Genomic DNA, 22570 nt, shown 5'->3' on the forward strand with positions numbered 1-22570 from the left:
ACCCAACACACACAAAACCTAAAAAACTCAGAAACAACCCAACCCCCCAAAAAAAGGGTGATAATGCTTTAAAAACAAAATAAAACAATAATTAACCCAATAATTAACTAAAAATTCAATTGTTTTTCTGGATTTTGTTTAGTATCTCGTTGGCTACCTTTTTTTTATCTCCTTTTATGTGGTTGGAGCCGTTTTTTGATACTAGGTAGGCGTTTGTTTCTTCACTACCCATCGTTGAAACGGGGTTTGCGACTATTAGGTCTAATCCGATTTCATTTAGTTTTTTTTCAGCTGACTCTAAACTTTCTTTTAATGTTGGTTCAAGTTTGAAGCCAACGACCTTTGTATCTGGATATTGTTTAATTGCTTTTTTAATTATTTTTTCAGAAGGCTTTAGATTGATTTTACGTGGCTCTCCAGACCTTATTTTTCCATCAACTTTTTCGGGAATGAAATCAGATATTGCAGCAGCAGAAATAAATACATCAACGCCTTCTTCAAATTCTTTCATCACTTCTTCTTCCATCTCTAAAGCGCTTTCAACCTTCTTTGTTTCTACTCCAACCGGTGCATCTACAACAGATCTACCCAAAACCAATTTGGTGTCTGCACCTCTTAAATAGGCCGATCTAGCTATCTCAACACCCATACGTCCTGAACTCCTATTGGTCAATATACGTACATCATCGATTGACTCAGCAGTAGCACCGCCTGTAACCAAAACTTTCTTACCTCTTAAGTCGTTTTCACCCAACATACGTCTTGTTTCAACAACAATCTCGTTTATAGAAGCCATTTTAGCTTTATTTTCCTCTATCTCAGGCCCAATAAAACATACATCAATATCCATTAATTTATCGATGTTTTTTTCAACAAAAGGCTGTTTATACATAGATAGATCCATAGCTGGTACAACCACTATCGGTATGTCTCTGGATAAGGCTGTTGTAGCGTATGTTGTAACTGTTGTGTCGTCTATACCTGAAGCGATCTTCCCTATGGTGTTTGCTGTGGCAGGAGCAATCAAAAACAGGTCCGCAGTGTTATCTCCACTGAGATCTCTAACATGCTCAACCTTACCGGTGAGTTCAGTAACCACAGGCTTCCCAGTTGCATATTCAAGCGTGTTCTCATGAACAATGTTTTCAGCATAACCAGTCATAACAGCTTGAACACTGGCTCCATGCCGAATCAATTCACGAGATAGTTTTACAGACATAATAGCTGCTATACTACCCGTCACACCTAAAACAATCTTTTTACCCATCAAACTATCAGATTTAACAGCCTGAATATCATGTGTAGGGTGTTTATCAAAAGACAAAACATCATCACTCCAAAAACTCAATCTAAAAATCTATCTAACAAGAACATAAAACCAACCTAAAATTTTTTGTGTAAGCAAACTTGGCCTCTTTATTCTTATCTTAATTGGGGTAAGACCTCACTTCTTCAATGGGGGGGGTTATGTGGGTTTCTCCAAATGTACTTCTATTTTGGCGCCACCCATCTTGGACTCACCTGGTTCTATAGATCCATTATATCGATTTGTGATTTTTTTGGCGAAGTATAGACCTAACCCCGATCCGGCTTCACCTCCTTTTTTAAATCCCTTTTCAAATAACTCTTTATCTGTTGTTGGTAGGCCGACTCCATCGTCTTCAATTGTTATTATATATTTATTTTTTTGAGTGGTTGTTTTTATTTGAATTAGGTTACAACTTGAATGTCGAATTGAGTTTTCCAAGAGGTTGGAAAACAGTTCATTTAGTAAAGGCCCGCCATATACTTTCTGGCGGTTGGGGGTGTATTTGATTTCTATGTTTTTTTGTTTTGCATGGGGTTTTTGTTGTCTAACTACCTTTTCTAGAACTTTGTTTAACTCGATTTCCTGGATTCTTGTTTTCTCTTCAAGTTTATTTAATATCTTTATTTTCTTTGTTATATCTATACTGTCTTCTATTGCTTGTTCGGATTTATCTAGATATTTTTTAGTTGTTTTGGGTAGTTTTTGTTCTCTAATGAGGTCGTGGTATCCACGTATCAACTGAAGTTTGTTACGCACATCGTGGCGTAATAAGGTATGTAAGAATTCACGTCTTTCTTCAGCTTTTTTTCGAGTTGTTATATCTTTATAACTATTTATATAGCCTATAACGCTTCCTTTTTTTGTTTCAATCGTGCTAGAAGCTATTTCAACCCATAATTCCCGGTTTTTGGCCTCAATCTTGGTTTCTTCACGCCAATCACCTTTTTCAATAACCTTTTGATGTATCTCATTGATCTTTTGTTTTATATCTTGGTTATCTATTAACTCAGTTTGGTTTTTATCGATTGCTTCCTTTTTTTCATAACCGAATAACTCCGTCCAAGCAGGGTTAACATATGTATATCTGCCTTCAGGCCCTATGATAGAGATTGCGTTGGTTGAAGAGTTTATCGCTTTTTCCTTAGTTTTCAGGTCTTTTTCTATTTCTTTTCTTTTTGTTATGTCTCTTAAAACTGCAACAACTCCTTTAACGCTATTTTTTCTTCTCAATGGATAATATCTGATATCGAAGTATTTTTCATCTTTTTTCCCTCGTTTCATTTCATATTGAATTGTTTCTCCATTCAGGGCTTTATTTATGTTTTTAGTTATTTTCTGGAGTTCTTTCCCACTATAGACTTGATTCAGTTTCTTTCCAACCAGGTTTTCTTGTTTATCTATGTCAAGGAATTTAAGGTATTTTTTATTTGCGAATATATACTCTTTATCAAGGTTTACTGCAGCCATAAGGTCGGTTGACCCCTGTACTGCTCTTTTGTATTCCTTTAGTCTCTCTTCAAGTTTTTTGCTATCGGTTATGTCTTGGATGGTTCCAAAAACAGAATTGGGTTCAAGATCATTATATTCTATAAATGCTTTTTCATGTACCCATTTAACTTCGCCATTGATTAGTAATCGATGTTCGATGTCATAATAACCGGTTTCAAGCGCTTCCTGTCCCCTGCTTTCAACATACTCCCTGTCTTCTGGATGCACATAATTTAAGAAATCTTGGTATTTTAAATCAACATTAGAGTTTATTTCAAAGATTTTGGATGCCTGTTCAGATAGTTCTATTTTGTTGTTTGTTAGGTCTAACTCCCAACTACCGACTTTAGCAATCTCTTGAGACCTCTTCAACCGTTTCCTGCTTTTTTTAAGTGATTCTCTAGCTTTTTTCATCTCAGTAATATCTCTAAAGAAAGCAAGGACAGCGTCCTCGTTATCGATTTTTATTTTACGCAGTGAAACTCTGACAGGATAGGTGGATCCGTCTTTACATCGGTGTTCAGTTTCGATAGTTCTAGATTTACCGGTAGTAACTTGATTCCAAAACTCTTTAAAGGGATATTTATCATGGAATACTGGATCTATGTCACGAGTCTTCATTTCTTGTAGCTCTTTTTTTGTGTAACCAAGTAGGTTGGATGCTTTTTCGTTTGCAAGAATTATATCTCCCTCCAGGTTATGGACCAATATTCCATCGGGAGCGTTTTCAACAAAACTCTTAAATTGTTTTTCAACTTGTTTACGTTCAGTTATATCTCTGATATTACATTGAATAACTTTTTTTTCTCCAACAGAGTATGTATTGCTAACAAACTCGACGTAAACTTCATCTCCATATTTAGATTCAAGAGGTAGGTCTTCATAACGAATATATCTTTCATCGACCAGTTTTTGGTATCTTTTTTTGTTTTCTTCAATGTCTTTTTCCCGACCTAGTTCCCATAGTTTCTTTCCAACCAAATCAGATTTATTGTAGTTCAATAGTTCTTGGATATAGGGGTTTGCATCTTTTATCTCCCCAGTTTCAGCATCTATAATCAACATTCCATCTTGAGCGGTCTCAAAAAGCCTTCTATATCTCTCTTCACTTCTTTCTAACTGTTTTTTAGTTTTTTTCTTCTCTAAAATCGAGCCAATACGGTTCGTGAACTCATTGAACAACTGCTTCTCTTCATCTAAAAAAACATCTCCCTTCATCCAGGCCTGTTCACTAGGATAGCAGATTTCTACAAAACCCTTTTTTTCACCTGAAACAAAAATATCGTTCCTTAGATAATAATCACCATCTCTATAATCACTAGATAAAAATTCATTATCATTATAGACTATTTTAGCCTCAGCGTTCCCTGGATACCTAAATGATGGAGGCAGTAGTTCAACAGCATTACCTAAAAACTCATCAAGTGATTCTACGTCTTCTTCAAGCTTAGATAATCTATAGAGAAGGTTTAGTTCTTTAACTCTTTCTTTCAATTGTTTTTGAGTTTTTATCCTATCACTGATATCTCTAACTACACTTAAAACCGCCTTATCCCCCCGATAATTGATTAAACTAAGACTAACTTCAACAGGTATTATCTCACCATCACTATTCTTATGTGTGGTTTCAAAGACATCGGCACCCTCTTCAATAACCTTATTTAATTTATCTTTAACCTCGATTTTACTTAATGAACCATCGATTTGACTTGTTCCCATACTGAGTAATTCATCACGCGAATAACCCAATTTTTCAACAGCTGTCTCGTTAACCTCAATGATATTACCTTTTAAGTCAATTAACCAGATTGATTCGTTCATTGAATCTAAAACGGATTTATATTCCTTTTTAGATTCCTCAAGTTTTTTTATAACAACTTTCAAATCAGTTATATCTTGAGTCGCCTCAACAACACCAATAACCTCTCCATCACTATTTTTAACAGGATTTGCAGAAATCAACCAATACCTACCATCAGGAGATTCAACCTCTCCCTGATGTTTCTTACCGGTATCTAATGCCTTAAGTACTGGACACCTTTGACATGGATCCTCACGGCCATGCCAAACTTCATAACACTTACATCCCTCTATCTCACCAGGTTTTCTATCTACGGACCTCGCTGCAGCCTTGTTAGCCCATAAAATATTCATCTCAGTATCTAAGTAAGCTATTAAATCTGAAGTGCTGTCCAAAATTAATTTTTTCTCCCTTTCAGACCTCTCTAACTCAATTTCGGTCTTATATGATTCGTATTCCTGTTTAATAGCCTCAGCCAAAACTTCATACTGAGATTTAGGAGCCCCTCCCTTCTGTAGATATCGATCTGCCCCCAAATTGAGAGCATTCATAGCAACCTCCTCACGACCCTTACCAGTAAACATAATAAAAGGAATATCCAGATTCAACTCATTACGCACAAAATCTAAGAAATCAAGGCCATCCATCCCAGGCATCTGATAATCAGATACAATACAATCAAATTCATGTTCCCTAAGAAGTTCAATACCCTCTTCAGCTGAAGAAGCAGTGTAAACAATAAAATCCTTCTCCCCAGTTTCTATAAACTCCTTAGCAAGGTCAAGGAAACCAGGCTCGTCATCAACCAACAAAACAGATATACCCTCTCCTCGAGATAAACCAACCATAGAATTCATCTCTATCATTCTATTAAAAACATAGTATTACAACTTATTAAACCACTCAGTCAACTTCTAATTATACTTTGCTAACTAACTAATCGATTTGTATTTTTCTTTTATTTTTTTGGTTGTTAGAAAAAACTAAATGTTTTTGGGTTTAACTCAATGTGTTGTGGGGGACTGGTCGGGGTGACCACGGAGGCCCTAGATTTATGGGGTTACCTCCCTTAGCCGGGTTCAACTCCCGGGTCCCTCGTTTATGGAGTTCACCGTATCTCAGAAGCAAAGACTGCAGGAACTTGGGTATGAAGGCGATTTTCCCTCCGGTTTTAGTGATGTGGATGAACGGAACCGTTTTTTTGAAAAACTTGTTGATGATGTTAGGGAGGAGAATAGACAGCGTTTTAAGCGTTTAAATAATGATAAGGTTCCTTTTTGGCGTCAAGTATCCAGTGACCTAAGGAAGGGTCTTTATGAACTTGGTTTTGTTGAGGTAAGGACTCCTGAGATAATATCTTATTCGATGTTAGAGAAGATGAATATAAGTGATGACCTTAGGGAACAGGTCTATTGGCTTGAAGAGGAAAACCGTTGTCTACGTCCAATGCTTGCGCCAAACCTATATAATGAGTTAAGGCATTTCAAAAGGATCTCTAATGAAGATAAAGTACGGTTGTTCGAGATTGGAACATGTTTTAGGCGTGAGAAAAGCAGTACAGAACACCTAAATGAATTCACTATGTTGAATGCTGTTGAGATGGGAGATATCAGAGATACTGAAGAAAGACTAGATATATTGATTGAAGAAATCTTTGGAAACCTAACCACATACGAATTGGTTGAAGAAGAATCAACACTTTACGGTAAAACCGTAGACGTATTAATAGATGGAATCGAGGTCGCTTCATGTATCGCAGGACCACATCCATTAGACAGCAATTGGTCAATAGATAAACCCTGGGTCGGAATCGGTTTAGGTGTCGAACGTCTCGCCATGATATTAGACGAAGGCTCCACAGCCAAAGCATATGGAAACAGCTATATATATCAGGATGGGGTTAGACTTGACATCAAGTGAACTAAAAACACAAACAACTGAAAACTTTGAAACAGCCCTCACAAACACATTAAACAACGAATATACTGTAGAAGACCTAATGAGGTTATTAAAACCTCAAGATAAAAAAGAAGAAAAAAAACTCTATAGGGAAGCACGGAAACTACGTCAAAAAAACTTCCCCAACGGCATATATCTATATGGATTCGTCTATTTCTCCACAAACTGCCGAAACAACTGTAGATTCTGTTACTACCGAAAAAACAACAAACACTCCGAAAGATACAGAAAAACAAAAAAAGAAATAACCAAAATATCAAAAAAATTCATAGAAGAAGGCGTACACCTACTAGACCTAACCTCAGGAGAAGACCCATACTACCACAACGAATTCAATAGATTCACAGACATAATAAACGAAATCAAAAAACTAAACACACCAACAATGATAAGCCCCGGCGTACTAACACCAAAACAAATAAAAAAAGCCAGAGAAGCCGGAGCAGATTGGTACGCCCTATACCAAGAAACACACAGTAAAGAACTATACCAAAAATTAAGACCAAACCAACCATATAAACAGAGATATAACGCCAGAAAAAACGCTCAAAAACATGGATTATTAACAGAAGACGGAATGCTACTAGGAATAGGAGAAAACCTAAAAAACATAGCTAAAACAATCAAAGAGATGTCAAAACAACAAACAAGCCAAGTAAGATGCATGAAATACGTAAAACAAAAAGGAATCCCAATACCCCCACAAAAACCACCAACAAAATACAGCACAGTAACCGCAGTACTAAGACTAACAAACCCAAACAAACTCATACCCGCCTCACTAGACATAAATGGATTAAAAGGAATCCAAAAACCCCTAAAAGCAGGAGCCAACGTAGTAACATCACTCGTAATATCCGATTCAGGCCTAAAAGGAGTCGCCCAACACGAATACGGAATAAACACCGGAGAAAGATCACCAAAAAACGTAATAAAATACCTAAAACAAAACAACTACAAAATAAACACCAAAAACAACCTCAAAAAATACATCAAACAAAACAAAAACAGAAACAGAAACAAAGAGAGATAAAGAATTAATTCAATCTTGAAATATAAGGCAGGGTTGATTGGATCCTATAGTTTTGTAAACAGGTCTAAAACTATAGAGACCCTATTTTTCAACTTTAATTAGTTTTTTTATCTTTTGGGGCTGTCTCCAAAGTCTTTGAGGTATTGGTTTATTATTGAACTCATGTAGTTGTCTAGTGCTTTTGATTCCATTTTGTTTCTATGTTTTTCTAGTAGGAATTCTGTATCGCATTTTGGACAGCGTACGAACTCACATCCATCGATGGCGTGTGGACAGCCTTTACATGCGAAGGCTCTTGAATAGAATAGGTTGAATACGTTTGCGCATTCTGGACATTTGAGGTTGTCGTGTTTTGACTCCATCATACTCCGGGAAATCCCTTTTCTCTGGAGATCGTCATTAAATACGAACTTTCTCATACAGTTATACCATAATGTTTCTCAACATTTAAAATTTCCTAAAAACTTTAGATCTGTCTTGGGGTTGCGCCTACTAAATGGTTTTCTTGGAATTTATTCAATAAAGTCATAACTATCTTTTTAGTTCCCATGCTAGCTATTTCTAATCCTTGGTTTGTTAGTTTATATCCGTTATCTGTAGGCAGTATCAGGTCTAATGTGGTTAATAGTTCTATTAATTCACCTATATCTTCTTCCATCGGTTTACCAAAACATTTTTTGTAATCGGTTTTATTTATCTCTGTGAAGTAGAGGTTTCTTATGAACCAGAGTTTTTTGTTGTCTTCTCCAAGGAATTTGGTTCCAACAGATATGGGTAGGCCTTGGTTGGTTGCTTCGTTGTAGTCTTTTAGGTTGGCTGTGTTCAGGTAGAATGATTTTTCGAGATAACTCCAGTTTCCAGGTCCAATTCCGATGAAGTCACTTGAATGCATATATTCTCCTCTATACTCATCCGGTTGTTTTGAGTAACTCCATATTGTTATCATTTCATAGCCATTGTTCGTTAATTTGTTTCGTATTGCATTGTACATCTCTTCTTCGTTATCTGGTATTTCTGTTTCACCTTTATCGACTCTTGCGTATAGTTGGGATCGTGGTAACAACATTAGGGGGAATGTTGTAATGCTTGGTACATCAAGTTCAATTGCTTTATCTATAGTGTTAACTACGTCCTCAACCGTTTGATTCGGTAGACCATACATCAAATCGATGTTTACATGTTTAAAACCGTGTTCCAGTGTTCTCTTCACTGCATCGATAGCTGTTTCCCGATCATGGTCTCTACCAATATCGTTTAATACATGGTTTTCAAAAGATTGAATCCCAATCTTAAGTTTGTCAACACCAATCTCATCTAGATAGTTAAGAGATTCAGGTGTTAGGTCATTTGGATGGGCCTCAGTCAAAACCTCACCATCGAAACCATATTCATCTATTAAGTGGGTTATTATTTCTGCTAGGCGTTCCGGAATTTGAGTAGGGGTTCCAGCAATGAAATAAACAGTCTCTATTTCAGGATAACTCATCCCCTTCATATATAAATCAATTTCTTGGATAACCGATTCTATAAACTCATCAAGTGTATCTGGATTAACCCTACTATCCCCATACAAACAATAATCACATTGATTGCTGCAGAACGGTATCCTAATATTAAAACAAACCGTATCCTTCTCTGCTAACTCAAAACTAAAAGACCGGTCAAACTCAATGTTACCAAAATTTTCTTCAATGATGTTGTCGATAAAACCTTTCATACCGAACTCAAATCTATCTGTAAAACTACAAATAACTTTCGAAAAAACAATACATCCAAACCGAATACATCACAAATAGATTATTAAAGTTTTTTTGTTAACCGATAAGTATTTAATTTAGTTTAAGCAATTGAAAACAAGTGTTTATTAATCTAGCACACCCCTGATTTCTTAGAGTAACTGTATGTTTTTTGGTGTGATTGGATTTTTTGGTGAATATATATGCTTGAGATTGAAAATTTAACGGTTTCTGTTGAGGATGAGGTTATTTTAGATAACCTTGATCTCCGTATTGATAAGGGAGAGGTTCATGTTTTGTTTGGCCCTAATGGCTCGGGGAAATCTACCTTGCTTAAAACCATTATGGGGCTACCTGGATATAATGTGTTGTCTGGGAAAATATCTTTTAAAGGAAAGGATATAACAGATTTACCTGTGAATGAGAGGGTAGAACTTGGTTTAGCCCTTGAATATCAACATCCACCAGCTATAGATGGTTTAAAACTCAGAGATCTAGTCGATTTAATTGGAAAAGAATCCATTGATGAAGTTAACAGAATGGTTGACCAACTTAATCTAACCGACCACATGGATCGTGAGGTCAACGTTGGTTTTTCTGGCGGTGAGGTAAAGAGGTCGGAGATTTTACAGGTATTCTCACAAAACCCCGACATGGTACTTTTCGACGAACCGGACAGCGGTGTGGACGTAGAGAACGTTGAGTTGTTAGGGAAAATAATTAACCAAATGCTGGATAAAGAAAAAAAACCAAGTGACCGTAAACGTTCAGGATTGATAATAACACATCACGGAAGTATACTAGACCTAGTAGATGTCGATAGAGCTCATGTATTGTACAACGGATCGATTATGTGCTCAGGAAAACCTAGAGAGATACTTGAAGAGATAATAGAAAATGGATACGAGAACTGTGCAAAATGTTATCGAATAGAACAGAATTAAGGATTAAAGATAGAGCTGAAAAATACAGAGACGTTCCAGCTAAATACGGAGTCGACATAGACCTAAGCAAATATAAAATTCCAGCCAAAAAACGTCAGACAGAAACAAACCCAGATAAAGTAAAAAAAGAATTCGGTAATGATTTAAGTGAAGTAGGAATCGATTTAGATAAATCCTCAGGCTCATACATCCAAGTAGACGGAGACGTCGTATACAAAAAAATGTACGACGACATTGAAGTATTATCAATAACTGAAGCTCTACAGAAACATGACCTATCAGATTACTATTGGAACGCCGTAGAAATCAACGATAAATATACAGCCCGAGTCGAAAACGAGATGACTGAAGGATACTTCATAAGAGTACCCCAAGGAGTTAAAAAAGAAATCCCAACACAGACATGCCTCCTTCAAGAAGATGAGAAAGCAACACAAAACGTCCACAACATCATAATAGTAGAAGAAGGAGCAGAACTCCACGTCATAACAGGCTGCACAAAAACACGAACAACAAAAGAAGGACTACACCTCGGAGTATCAGAGTTCTACCTAGAAGAAAACGCAAAACTAACATTCACAATGATACATAACTGGGGAAAAAACCATCACGTAAGACCCCGAACAGCCGTCAAACTAAAAGACAACGCCACATTCATCAACAACTACGTACTTGCAAGCCCAGTAAAATCAATACAAAGCTACCCAACAGCATACTGTAACGGAGAAAACTCCAAAGCATCATTCCAGACAGTAGTATATGCAAAAGAAAATTCAAATATGGATCTCGGCTCACAAACAGTATTACGAGGCAAAGGCAGCAAAAGCGACATGATCTCCAGAAGCATATCAAGAGACAAATCAAACGTAACAATCAGAGGCAGACTCGTAGGCGAAGAAGAAAACATACAAGGCCACCTAGAATGCAAAGGAATAATACTATCAGACCAATCAAACCTACTCACAATCCCCGAACTAGAAGCAAAAAAATCAAACCTAGACCTATCCCACGAAGCCGCAGTCGGAAAAATCAAAGAAGAACAACTAAACTACCTAATGTCACGAGGGCTAACAGAAGAAGAAGCCATATCACTAATCATAAAAGGATTCATGACAATAGACATCAAAGGCCTACCACCCGAATTAACCAAAAAAGTCGAAAAAATGATAGACATGACCGTTGAAAAAGCAATCTAAACCCCCTTCCTCTATTTATTATTTTTACCACAAAACTTAGACTAAAAACCCTTTTATACCTAGTTTATAAAAAACTTAGACTAAAAATCCTTTAATATCTAGTTTATAGAAACCTATAAAAACCTATAAAAACCTGAAAAAAATAAAAAATAAAGATAGGTAGTTGGCTGTCGGGTTCTAATCGACAAACCTTTTCTTTAGAGTTTAGATGCTACGTATTCAGCGTATTCCTGTGTTCCAGCATCCCCACCTAAATCGTATGTGAGTTTCTCTCCCTCTTGAATTGCTTCTTCAACAGCCTGATATATATTGTTAGCTGCTTCTTTTTCTCCAATGTGTTTTAGCATCATTGTGCCTGTAAGTATCTGTGCGGTTGGATTAACTTTATTTTGGCCAGCATATTTTGGTGCGCTACCGTGTATTGGCTCGAAAACTGCTTTATCATGGCCATAATTACCGCCTGGCGCAACACCAAGCCCACCAACCAATCCAGCGCATAGGTCGGATAATATATCTCCAAACAGGTTTGTTGTCACAATAACATCGTATAGCTCTGGTTTCTGAACCAATTGCATAGCCATGTTATCAACAATTCTATCCTCAAACTCGATTTCTGGGTAGTCACTAGCAACTTCTTTTGCGGTTTCCAAGAAAAGGCCGTTTGTAGCTTTAAGTATATTCGCTTTATGAACGGCTGTTACTTTTTCACGACCTTCCTGCAATGCATATTCAAATGCAAATCTTACAACTCGTTCACTAGCTTTTCGAGAAATTATACAATGAGATTCAGCCACTGAATGATCTTCGTCACAATAATGCTCCACACCACTATAAAGACCTTCAGTGTTCTCTCTAACCGTTACTAAGTCAGCGTCTTTCACTCCAATACCAGGTAGGTTTTTAGTCGGCCTTACATTAGCAAACAACTTCAATTTCTGTCTAATTGCAACGTTAACACTGCGGAACCCAGAGCCAACTGGAGTGGTTATTGGACCCTTCAAAGCAACCTTATTCTTCTCAACAGACTCAATAACCTCATCAGGCAACGGCGTTCCTTTTTCCTCCATTACACCTGCTCCAGCTTCAACCACATCATACTTTATGTCAACACCTGCAGCATCAATAACCGTCTTCGTTGCCTCAATAACCTCAGGACCTATACCATCACCAGGAATCAAAGTTACTCTGTGGGCCATACAAAATCACCTCGGTTTTTAATGTAGTTTGGAAGACCACCCTCACCAAGAACAGTCAACATGAAGCCAGATAATTTCTCACCACTATACTCTTCACCAGTAGTCAAATTTTTAACAACACCCTCTTCAGCATCAACCAATAGTTCATCCCCTTCATCAACATTACTTGAAATCCCTGGAACCTGAACTATCGGTAAACCAACATTAATAGCATTCCTGAAAAATATTCTGGCAAAAGATTCAGCCACAACACAAGAAATACCAGCATGCTTTATAACAAGAGGCGCTTGCTCCCGACTACTACCACAACCAAAATTCTCACCAGCAACAATTATATCCCCTTCATCAATACGTTCATAAAAATCAGGATCAATCCCCTCCATCGCATGTCTAGCCAGCTTATTCATATCCAACGTATCAAACTTATACTTACCCGGAATAATCGCATCAGTATCAACATCATCTCCATAAGCACGTGCAGTTCCTTCAAAATTCATGTTTAAACATCCTCCGTAGCTATCTCACCATGAATCGCAGTAAACGCAGCAGTTTCAGGCGAACCTAAATAAACCTCAGCATCCGTACTACCCATACGTCCCTTAAAATTCCTGTTAGTAGTAGCAAGAGCCTTCTCACCCGGCGCAAGAATACCCATATGCGTACCCGGACAAGGACCACAACCAGGATTACAAACAGTAGCACCAGCATCAACAAGAGTCTGAACAACACCCCTATCAATAGCTTCCCGATAAACAGACTTAGAAGCAGGGAAAACAAGGAACCTCACACCATCAGCAACCTCACGACCCTTGATTATGTTGGCTGCAGCCTCTAAATCTTCAAAACGACCATTAGTACAAGAACCCAAAACAACCTGATCGATTTTGGTGCCTTCTAGTTTGGTTATGTTGTGTACGTTGTCTACTTGGTGTGGTGCTGCTATCTGTGGTTCTAGTTTGGATACATCGATCTCAATCTCCTGTATGTAATCCGCGTCGGGGTCGGATTTTAGCCATTCTGGTGCCTCAGCACCGGTGTATTGTTTTGTTTTTTTGTCTGGTTCTATTATTGCTGTTTTTCCGCCCATTTCTATTGCCATGTTGGTTATTGTTGCTCTGCTTGGTATTGTTAGTTGTTTTGTTGTTGGGCCTGTGAATTCTATTGCTTTGTATAGTGCTCCGTCGGCTCCTATTTTTCCGCATAGTTTGAGTATTATGTCTTTGGCGCTTGTGTTTTTTGGTAGTTTTCCGGTTAGGTTTACTTTGATTGTTTCTGGTACTTTGAACCATAGTTTTCCTGTTGCGAATGCTGCTGCCATGTCTGTGCTGCCGACTCCTGTTGCAAAGGCGCCTACAGCTCCATATGTACATGTATGGCTGTCCGCACCAATCACCAACTGCCCTGGCTTAACATGGTTCTCCAACATCAACTGATGACAAACACCCTCACCAACATCATAGAGTTTTATGTTGTTTTCTTTAGCGAACTCTCGCATCATTATGTGGAGTTCTGATGCTCCTTCACTTTTGCTTGGTGAGATATGATCTATAACCAATGCCAGTCTTTCTGGATAGGCAATATCCATGTCCATCTGTTTAAATGCGTTTATTGCCAGTGGTGCTGTGCCGTCTTGAGCCATTGCTAGGTCAACGTCTACAAGTACTACGTCTCCAGCTTTGGCTTCTTCTCCAAATTTTTCTGAAAATATATTTTCTACTATTGTTCCCAAAATTTAAACCTCCTTATCGAAATGTCTATTCATTATTTCTTTGAATTCTTTGTCAAGTATGCAGGAGCTTCTTTTGTTTTCTTCATATAACTGCTGTATATCGTTATAAATCTCTTTAATCCGTTTATCGTTTTTATCGACTTTTAACTCGATGTTTTGTTCTTTTAATATGTCGTTGGTTTTTTTAGCTATCACTTCACGCCCGGATGAGTCACCGATCATGAATTTTCGTTTAGCTCCAACCATCTCCGGTGGGTATGGTTCATATGTGAATGGGTTTTTGATAACTCCATCTGTGTGTATACCGCTTTCGTGTGCAAAAACGTTTTCTCCAACAACTGCTTTGTTGTATGGAACGTGGTAGTTTGCGTTTTCTTCGAGATAGTTGGCTAGGTCTTTGAGGACCGTTAGGTCATATTTATCTATTCCAAGTCGGTCGGTCAGGAATAACAATACTTTCTCTAGCTCGGCAACTCCTGCCCTTTCACCAAGCCCCATAACGGTCATGTTGCCCCAGTTTGCTCCATTCCAAAACCCTGATAACACATTTGCAACCCCTAATCCATAATCATCGTGTATATGCAGTTCAATGTCCTTTACTCCAAGGTCTTTTATCTCTCTGACTAACTGGGGAATAGAGTAAGGTAGTTTTCCTTCAAAAGGAATTCCGTAGTTAAGGGTATCACAAATTCTGATTACTGCATCAGAATCTATCTCAATAATCTCTTCTATAAATGGAAGTACGAAATCTTCAACTTCAGCTCTCGTTACGTCTTCAACGTGACATCTAGGCGTTATTCCGTGATCAACAACCCCTTGCACAACCTCTAGATAACTCTCTTTAGCTTCCTCTCGACTTTCAAAACCTATTTTATCAAATAGATGGCAATCAGAAACAGAAGTTAATATACCCGTTTCTTCAATCCCATCCATACTTGTTACAAGCTCGATATCTTTTTTAGAAGCCCGGATCCACCCCGTTACCTCCGGTTTATCATAACCTAAATCAATCATCTCACGAGTAACCTTCCGGTCCCTATCACTATACAAAAAGTTCTCAACCTTCTCAACCCCGATTTGATGTAAGTATTTATATATCTGAAGTTTATCCTCGCTTTTTATGACGACACCGGGCATTTGAGCACCCTCTCTTAAAGTACCGTCACTTATCTTAATCTCTTGATCAACTGGTAACTCAATATTTGGAAGATCTTCATATGATGTGATCATTTTAACCGCCTACTAAATTATTAAGACCCATCGAGTCATTAAGAAAAAAACCCTAGCTAAAACAATGAGCCCTATATAATGTAACGCTTAACCCTACCGTTTTCCCAAAACACTTATTCTTTTATGAAGATATAACTTCTCCAGAACCACCAAAGAATCCATAAATAGATAGGTCTTTTTGGTTACAATAGTTCTCGATAACCCAATAATATTTACTAGTTAACTTGAAAGTTTTTGTAAACACCATGGGTTTTGAGAGTTAATAATTTAGCTGGATGTGTTTCTATGTCAGGTAAAAAAATTACAGAAAAAGAGGTTAAAAATATCTCGGATTTCGCTAGAATCCACCTAGATGAAGAGGAAATAAGTAATCTAGTACCACAACTAAACGAGATACTTGATTACTTCGATAAGATAGATGAAGCCGATACAGAGGGATTGGAGCCATTGTTTGGAATCCACAGCCAAACAAACAAACTGCGAGAAGACGAAGTTGGAGAGAGTCTAACACAAAATACCGCTTTAAGCAATGCAAAAGATATTGAAGACGGATACTTCAAGTCACCGAGGGTGAGAGATTGATAGAAGCATGGAAAACAACCCAAAAAATAAAAAACGGCGAAACCACCTCAACAGAAGTTGTAGAAAAAACAATAAAAAAAATAGAAGACAAAGAACCCCAAATCAACGCATACATAACCGTTGAAAAAGAAAAAGCCCTAGAAAAAGCCAGAGAAATCGATCGATTAATCGAAAAAAATGAAGACCCAGGGATGTTAGCCGGAATACCTGTCGGAATGAAAGACGCAATATCAACAGCTAAAACAAAAACAACCTGCGGCTCTAAAACACTTAAAAACTACAAACCACCATACGACGCATACGTAGTAGAACAAATAAAAAACGCAGGCGGCATAATAATTGGAAAAACCAATTGTGACGAATTCTGCATGGGAAGCACAACCGAAACAAGCTATTTTGGAGCAACCAAAAACCCCATAAACCCCGAACTGGTTCCAGGAGGATCATCCGGAGGAAGTGCAGCCGCAGTAAAATATGGAGGAGCATCAATAGCCCTAGGATCCGATACAGGCGGGTCAGTAAGATGTCCAGCAGCCTTCTGCAGCCTAGTAGGCCTTAAACCAACATATGGACATATCTCCAGACATGGATTGGTAGCATACGCAAGCTCACTAGACCAAATAGGCCCAATAACCACAAACGTTAAAGACGCAGCCCTAACATACGACGTGATATCTGGAAAAGACCCAAACGACCCAACTTCAACAAAATCTAAACAAAACCACTATCAAAACCTAAAACCCGAGACAGAAGTCACACTCGGAATACCAAAAGAATTGATGGAGGAAGGCATCAATCCCGATGTCAAAAACAAAGTAAAAAACAAAATAAGTGATCTAGAAGACCAAGGCGCAAATATAAAAACGGTGAGTATACCAAGCCTGGAGTATGCATTACCAGCCTACTGCATAATAAGCATGAGTGAAGCCAGCAGCAACCTAGCCCGATACGACGGAGTAAGATATGGATATACTACAGGAAAAAATGACGACTGGAACACCGTTTACAAAAAGACACGAGCCCAAGGATTTGGAGATGAAGTAAAAAGACGGATAATACTAGGGTCATATGCATTAAGCGCTGGATATTACGACCGTTACTACAACAAAGCACTAAAAATACGTCAACTACTTAAAAAAGAATTTGAAAAAGCCTTTAACAAAGTAGACGCATTAATAGCTCCAACAATGCCATACAAACCATTCAAAATCGGAGAAAAAATAGATGACCCATTATCACTATACATGGGAGACGCATTAAACGTACCCGTAAACATGATAGGCAGTCCATCAATAACAATACCAACAAGCCATAACGAGCCAGTTGGAATACAGATAATAGGCAACCACCACCAAGAACAAAAAATACTGAACATCGCTTACGCAATGGAGGAAACAAAATGACAGAGGTCGACACAACAATTGGATTAGAAGTACATATACAGCTAGACACCGAAAGCAAGTTATTCTGCAGCTGCAGCACAGACTACCGAGAATCACCCCCAAACACCCATACCTGCCCAACATGCCTTGGACTACCAGGAACCCTACCCAAACTAAACAAAAAAGTAATTAGATACGGCGTTATGGCAGCATACGCATTAAACTGCGAAATAGCAGATAAAATGAATTTTCATAGAAAAAACTATTTCTATCCAGACCTCGCAAAAGGATTCCAAATCACACAATACGACAAACCAATCGCCCAAAACGGAGAAATAAAACTAAAAGACGAAACACCCATCAGAATACGTAGAATACAGATAGAAGAAGACCCCGGCAGACTCATACACCCAATATCCTCAAGATACACATACACAGACTACAACCGATCCGGAATGCCATTACTTGAAATCGTCACAGAACCCGACCTATCAACACCACAAGAAGCAAGAGAACTCCTAAACAAAATACGAGAAATACTAGAATACCTAGGAATATTCAACGGAGCCCTAGAAGGCTCACTAAGATGCGACGCAAACATATCAATTGAAGGAGGAGGAAGAGCAGAAGTCAAAAACATATCATCATACAAAGGAGCAGAAAAAGCCCTCCAATACGAAATAACAAGACAAAAAAACCTCCGCAGAAGAAACAAAGAAGTCAAAAGAGAAACCAGACACTTCGATGAAGAACAAGAAATAACACGATCAATGAGAACAAAAGAAGAAGAACACAACTACCGATACTTCCCCGAACCAGACATACCAACAATCCAAATAACCCAAAAAATCAAAGAAAAAGCAAAAAAAGACCTCCCCGAACTACCAGAAGAAAAAAGAAAAAGATTCATCAAACAATACAAAATCACATCAGACCTAGCAAAATCACTAACACAAACAATAAGCTGGGCCAAATACTACGAAGAAACCGCAAAACAAACAGACCCCAAAACAGCAGCAACCTGGATAGCCGATGTACTAAAAGGCGAACTAAACTACCGAGACATGACACTACAACAAAACCCAATAAAACCCAAAGAAATGGCCACAATCACCAACAAACTAAACCAAGACAAAATCACAGAAAAAGGAGCAACAACCATAATAAGAACAATACTAGACAAAGGCGGAACACCCAAAGAGATAATCAAACAAAAAAACCTCAAAGCCATACAAAAAGACCAAACCCTAAAAGCAATCGAACAAGCAATACAAGAAAACCCAGAAGCCGTACAAGACTACTACAACGGCAAACCAGAAGCAATAAACTACCTAGTAGGACAAGTAATGAAAATAACAAAAGGCAAAGCAAAACCAGATGAAACAAACAAATTAATAACCAAAAAACTGGAGGAAAACGCTTGAACAAACTAATAGTAGCTGAAAAAGACAAAGCAGCCAAAAGAATAGCTGAAATACTCTCAAAAAACAACTACAAAACCAAAAAAATAGGCAAAACAAACGTCTACGAATACAACCAAAACGGAAACAAAAACCAAGTAATAGGACTACGCGGACACATAATGAAAATCGATTTCCCAAAACAATACAAAGACTGGCAAGCCCAAGAACCAAAAGAACTCATAAGAGCAGACATAGAAAAAAAACCCCTACACTCAGGCATAGTAAAATCACTCAAAAAACTCGCCAAACAAGCAGACACAACAATAATAGCAACCGACTACGACAGAGAAGGAGAACTAATAGGAAAAGACGCCCTCGAAGTCATAGAAAACCAAAACCAAAACATAAAAAACAAAAGAGCAAGATTCAGCGCACTAACACCCAACGACGTAAACCAAGCATTCCAAAACACAGGAGAAATGGACTACAGACTATCAAGCAGCGGAGAAGCAAGACAAATACTCGACCTCGTATGGGGAGCATCACTAACCAGATATATCTCACTCACAGCACATAGATACGGAAACAACTTCCTATCAGTAGGAAGAGTACAAACACCAACACTCGCAATAATAGTCGACAAAGAAAAAGAAATCGAAGCATTTGAACCCACACCATACTGGGAAATAAACCTAACACTAAAAACCCAAAACCAAAAATTCCAAGCACAACACACAGAAGGCAGAATCTGGAAAAAAGAAAAAGCAAACCAAATCCACAAAAACATCCAAAAAACAGCAACAGTCACATCAATAAAAACCAAAACCAAAAAAGACAAACCACCAACACCATTCAACACCACCGCCTTCATGAGAGCCGCCGGAGCAATAGGCCTAAACCCATCACGAGCAATGAACACCGCAGAAACACTCTACACAGCAGGATACATCAGCTACCCAAGAACAGACAACACAGTATACAGCGAAAGCCTAGACATCAAACAAAAACTAAACATGCTACAAAGCCATCCAGAATTCCAAAAAAACGTAAAAAAAATACAACAACAAAAAACAATCACACCAACACAAGGAGACAAAACAAGCAAAGACCACCCACCAATACACCCAACACAACTCGCAGACAAAGACAAACTAAACAAAACAGAATGGAAAGTATACGAACTAGTAGTAAGAAGATTCCTAGCAACACTCTCACCACCAGCAACCAAAAAACGAATAACAATAAAACTAAAAACAGGCGGCGAACCATTCCAAACAAAAGGAACCAAATACACCAACCTCGGATGGAGAGAACACTACCCATACTACAAAACAAAAGAAACAATCCTACCAGAACTCAAAGAAAAACAAGAACTAAAAATCAAAGAAAAACACAAAGAATCAAAACAAACAAACCCACCAAACCGATACAGCTCAAACAGACTAATAACCAAAATGGACAAAAAAGGACTCGGAACAAAAGCAACACGACACAACATAATATCAAAACTATACAACAGAAACTACATCTACGGAGACCCACCAAAACCCACCAAAACAGCCGAAGCAGTAATAGAAACACTCGAAAAATACGCAGAAAGAATAACACAACCAGACATGACCTCAACACTAGAAAAAGAAATGAACCAAATAATAGACGGAGAACTAGAAAAACAAGACGTAATCGAAGAATCAAGACAAATGCTAGAAAAAATATTCCAAGACCTAAACAAAAACAAAGAAAAAATAGCAGACTCACTAAGAACAGGACTCCAAAAAGACAAAATCATCGGCCCATGCCCCAAATGCGGAGAAAACCTCAGAATAATGAGATCCAAAAGAGGAAGCAGATTCGTAGGCTGCAGCGGATACCCAGACTGCAACCACTCACTACCACTACCAAAAAGAGGAAACCTAATCCGAACCAAAAAAACCTGCCCAGACCACAACCTAAACAAACTCAAAGTAACATACAACAAAAACAAAAAACCATGGACACTCGGATGCCCAAAATGCAACTACGACGAATGGCAAAAAAACAAAGACAAAGACAAAGACAAAGACAAAGACAAAGACAAAAACAAAAAATAAAAATATCTAAACCCCTCTAATTAAGGGGTTTACCCCTCTAGCCCGCTCAACCAATACATTTTTATTTTTGGTTCTTAGTGGTTTTTAGAGATAGGCCTTAAATCTATTCTCATCATCCACACTAACAACTTTAGGGTCAACCTGAGAATCAGATAAAACAAAACTCATTATAGTAACATTCTCACCAACACTGATTTTGTTGGCCGCAGCGCCATTAATGCAAATTTCTCCAGAACCTGGTTCACCAGGAATGACGTATGTTTCAAGCCTAGCTCCAGATGTATTACTAACAACCAAAACACGTTCATTAGGCCATAAACCAACATACTTTAACAACTCACTATCGATAGTGATACTACCCATATAATCGACATCTGCTTCAGTAACCCTAGCCCGATGAATCTTAGACTTCAAAACACTTCTCATTAGAAAACACTCCAAGATCTAAATCAAAAATCCTTAGCCCTTAAAAACAATAACAGTTTCGAATAACAAAAAAATAATAAATAGTATATGGAAAGAAACGGAGTATCGGTGATAACCACGGTTTTTTTGTTAGGACTGTTAAGTGATCTATTTTTATTTTAAAACGGTAATTTTTGATGAAGAAGGGAACATCATTCCCTACTTAAATAAAAAAAGGAGTCTGATGGCCCGTTTAACGATAATTTCGGGAACTCCTTTACTTTTTTTTGTTTTTGTTAGAAATCTTTTTATGTTTATATTTGATAAAATAGTTTGTTATGTTAATGGAAGCACTTAAGTATCCTATTAAGGAAGATAAAGGGTTAATTAATATATTAATTGGTGGTTTATTACTCATATTGTCGTTTTTGTTGATACCTGCGTTTATAGTGATTGGTTATTTAATTAAGGTTGGTGCTGAAACCTCTAAGGGGTCTGATAAATTAATAGAGTTTGGTGAATGGATTAATTTATTGGTAACTGGTTTTGTTGGCTGGATAATCACTATTATCTACTCAATAATACCTTTTTTGATTTGGGGTTTAATAGCATTTGTTTTAATTGGTGTATTAGGTCTTGGTGGTGATTCAGCGTTTGTAGCTGGAATTGGTGTTTTAGGTTTCATAGTACTATGGCTGCTCGGATTGTTGATTGGAATATTGATTTATTACACAGTTCCTGCTGCATTGATAAACTATGGTCGTGAAAGTTCATTTAAAGCGGCTTTCCGATTATCCCAACTTAAAGAAATCTGGATGACAAGAGAATACTTCACAGCAGCTTTATTACCAATCTTCTTGATGATCATACAGTACATAGTGATTACGATACTAGGATTTACAATAATAGGGCTTATTTTAGTTCCATTCGTTGCATTCTATTTCCATCTAGTGATAATACGAATATTCGGAATTGCTTTCCGACAAGTAGTAGGCGGAACATCCGGACTATAAACTAAAAACCAAATTAATATAGCCTAATGGGTTTTTAGGTTTCCCTCCAAAAAACCTTATTTATTCTATTTTTT

At 37.7% G+C, this 22570-nt stretch carries 18 protein-coding genes; 9 read left to right on the plus strand and 9 right to left on the minus strand.

What is annotated here, in order from left to right; all coding sequences use genetic code 11:
* Positions 1 to 115 precede the first annotated feature (115 nt).
* Both coaBC and QEN48_RS05355 read right to left on the minus strand, forming a co-directional pair.
* A complete protein-coding gene (coaBC, locus tag QEN48_RS05350) occupies positions 116 to 1324 on the minus strand; it encodes a bifunctional phosphopantothenoylcysteine decarboxylase/phosphopantothenate--cysteine ligase CoaBC (RefSeq protein ID WP_280107872.1) in 1209 nt (402 codons plus the stop codon).
* Positions 1325 to 1465: 141 nt separating this feature from the next.
* Positions 1466 to 5446, minus strand: coding sequence for a PAS domain S-box protein (locus tag QEN48_RS05355; RefSeq protein ID WP_280107873.1), 3981 nt, complete (start codon positions 5444 to 5446; stop codon positions 1466 to 1468).
* Between the two features lie 253 nt (positions 5447 to 5699).
* Here QEN48_RS05355 and pylSc point away from each other — a divergent pair, with 253 nt between their 5' ends.
* Positions 5700 to 6518 carry a pyrrolysine--tRNA(Pyl) ligase large subunit gene (gene pylSc / locus QEN48_RS05360; RefSeq protein ID WP_280107874.1) on the plus strand — a complete coding sequence of 273 codons (819 nt, stop codon included), beginning with the start codon at positions 5700 to 5702 and terminating at the stop codon, positions 6516 to 6518.
* Positions 6505 to 7590 carry a methylornithine synthase PylB gene (pylB, locus tag QEN48_RS05365; RefSeq protein WP_280107875.1) on the plus strand — a complete coding sequence of 362 codons (1086 nt, stop codon included), beginning with the start codon at positions 6505 to 6507 and terminating at the stop codon, positions 7588 to 7590. Before pylSc ends, pylB begins: the two co-directional genes overlap by 14 nt.
* Before the next feature lie 107 nt (positions 7591 to 7697).
* On the opposite strand, the gene QEN48_RS05370 is transcribed toward pylB, so the two are convergent.
* Both QEN48_RS05370 and QEN48_RS05375 read right to left on the minus strand, forming a co-directional pair.
* Complete coding sequence (locus QEN48_RS05370) at positions 7698 to 8009, minus strand: hypothetical protein (RefSeq protein ID WP_280107876.1); 312 nt, start codon at positions 8007 to 8009, stop codon at positions 7698 to 7700.
* A gap of 47 nt (positions 8010 to 8056) precedes the next feature.
* Positions 8057 to 9307 carry a radical SAM protein gene (locus QEN48_RS05375; RefSeq protein ID WP_280107877.1) on the minus strand — a complete coding sequence of 417 codons (1251 nt, stop codon included), beginning with the start codon at positions 9305 to 9307 and terminating at the stop codon, positions 8057 to 8059.
* 222 nt (positions 9308 to 9529) lie between these two features.
* Here QEN48_RS05375 and QEN48_RS05380 point away from each other — a divergent pair, with 222 nt between their 5' ends.
* Positions 9530 to 10270: an ABC transporter ATP-binding protein gene (locus QEN48_RS05380; protein WP_280107878.1), complete on the plus strand. Its 741-nt coding sequence runs from the start codon at positions 9530 to 9532 to the stop codon at positions 10268 to 10270.
* Positions 10246 to 11466, plus strand: a complete 1221-nt coding sequence (locus tag QEN48_RS05385; protein ID WP_280107879.1) for a SufD family Fe-S cluster assembly protein — start codon at positions 10246 to 10248, stop codon at positions 11464 to 11466. The genes QEN48_RS05380 and QEN48_RS05385 overlap by 25 nt, the downstream gene beginning before the upstream one ends.
* A gap of 197 nt (positions 11467 to 11663) precedes the next feature.
* On the opposite strand, the gene QEN48_RS05390 is transcribed toward QEN48_RS05385, so the two are convergent.
* Genes QEN48_RS05390 through QEN48_RS05405 form a run of 4 tightly spaced genes read right to left on the minus strand, consistent with a single transcriptional unit; the run spans position 11664 to position 15621 of the window.
* Positions 11664 to 12662, minus strand: coding sequence for an isocitrate/isopropylmalate dehydrogenase family protein (locus QEN48_RS05390; protein WP_280107880.1), 999 nt, complete (start codon positions 12660 to 12662; stop codon positions 11664 to 11666).
* Complete coding sequence (locus tag QEN48_RS05395; protein WP_280107881.1) at positions 12647 to 13159, minus strand: 3-isopropylmalate dehydratase small subunit; 513 nt, start codon at positions 13157 to 13159, stop codon at positions 12647 to 12649. The genes QEN48_RS05390 and QEN48_RS05395 overlap by 16 nt, the downstream gene beginning before the upstream one ends.
* Positions 13160 to 13161: 2 nt before the next feature.
* A complete protein-coding gene (locus QEN48_RS05400) occupies positions 13162 to 14391 on the minus strand; it encodes a 3-isopropylmalate dehydratase large subunit (RefSeq protein WP_280107882.1) in 1230 nt (409 codons plus the stop codon).
* 3 nt (positions 14392 to 14394) lie between these two features.
* Complete coding sequence (locus QEN48_RS05405; protein WP_280107883.1) at positions 14395 to 15621, minus strand: hypothetical protein; 1227 nt, start codon at positions 15619 to 15621, stop codon at positions 14395 to 14397.
* A 285-nt stretch (positions 15622 to 15906) separates the two neighbouring features.
* Here QEN48_RS05405 and gatC point away from each other — a divergent pair, with 285 nt between their 5' ends.
* The 4 genes from gatC to QEN48_RS05425 are packed head-to-tail and all read left to right on the plus strand — an operon-like array spanning position 15907 to position 21078.
* Positions 15907 to 16203, plus strand: a complete 297-nt coding sequence (gatC, locus tag QEN48_RS05410; RefSeq protein ID WP_280107884.1) for an Asp-tRNA(Asn)/Glu-tRNA(Gln) amidotransferase subunit GatC — start codon at positions 15907 to 15909, stop codon at positions 16201 to 16203.
* Complete coding sequence (gene gatA / locus QEN48_RS05415; protein ID WP_280107885.1) at positions 16200 to 17606, plus strand: Asp-tRNA(Asn)/Glu-tRNA(Gln) amidotransferase subunit GatA; 1407 nt, start codon at positions 16200 to 16202, stop codon at positions 17604 to 17606. The genes gatC and gatA overlap by 4 nt, the downstream gene beginning before the upstream one ends.
* Positions 17603 to 19009, plus strand: a complete 1407-nt coding sequence (gene gatB, locus QEN48_RS05420; protein ID WP_280107886.1) for an Asp-tRNA(Asn)/Glu-tRNA(Gln) amidotransferase subunit GatB — start codon at positions 17603 to 17605, stop codon at positions 19007 to 19009. The genes gatA and gatB overlap by 4 nt, the downstream gene beginning before the upstream one ends.
* The gene (locus QEN48_RS05425) at positions 19006 to 21078 is read left to right on the plus strand and encodes a DNA topoisomerase I (protein WP_280107887.1); all 2073 of its coding nucleotides are present in this window, start codon (positions 19006 to 19008) and stop codon (positions 21076 to 21078) included. Before gatB ends, QEN48_RS05425 begins: the two co-directional genes overlap by 4 nt.
* Before the next feature lie 84 nt (positions 21079 to 21162).
* Here QEN48_RS05425 and panD read toward each other — a convergent pair whose 3' ends face one another.
* The gene (gene panD, locus QEN48_RS05430) at positions 21163 to 21504 is read right to left on the minus strand and encodes an aspartate 1-decarboxylase (protein ID WP_280107888.1); all 342 of its coding nucleotides are present in this window, start codon (positions 21502 to 21504) and stop codon (positions 21163 to 21165) included.
* A 317-nt stretch (positions 21505 to 21821) separates the two neighbouring features.
* Between panD and QEN48_RS05435 the strand changes: the two genes are divergently transcribed.
* Positions 21822 to 22496 (plus strand): DUF4013 domain-containing protein, encoded by a 675-nt coding sequence (locus QEN48_RS05435; protein WP_280107889.1) that lies wholly within the window; start codon positions 21822 to 21824, stop codon positions 22494 to 22496.
* The last annotated feature ends 74 nt before the right edge of the window (positions 22497 to 22570 follow it).

It is taken from the genome of Methanonatronarchaeum sp. AMET-Sl, assembly GCF_029854155.1.
In the GTDB taxonomy this organism is placed as follows: domain Archaea; phylum Halobacteriota; class Methanonatronarchaeia; order Methanonatronarchaeales; family Methanonatronarchaeaceae; genus Methanonatronarchaeum.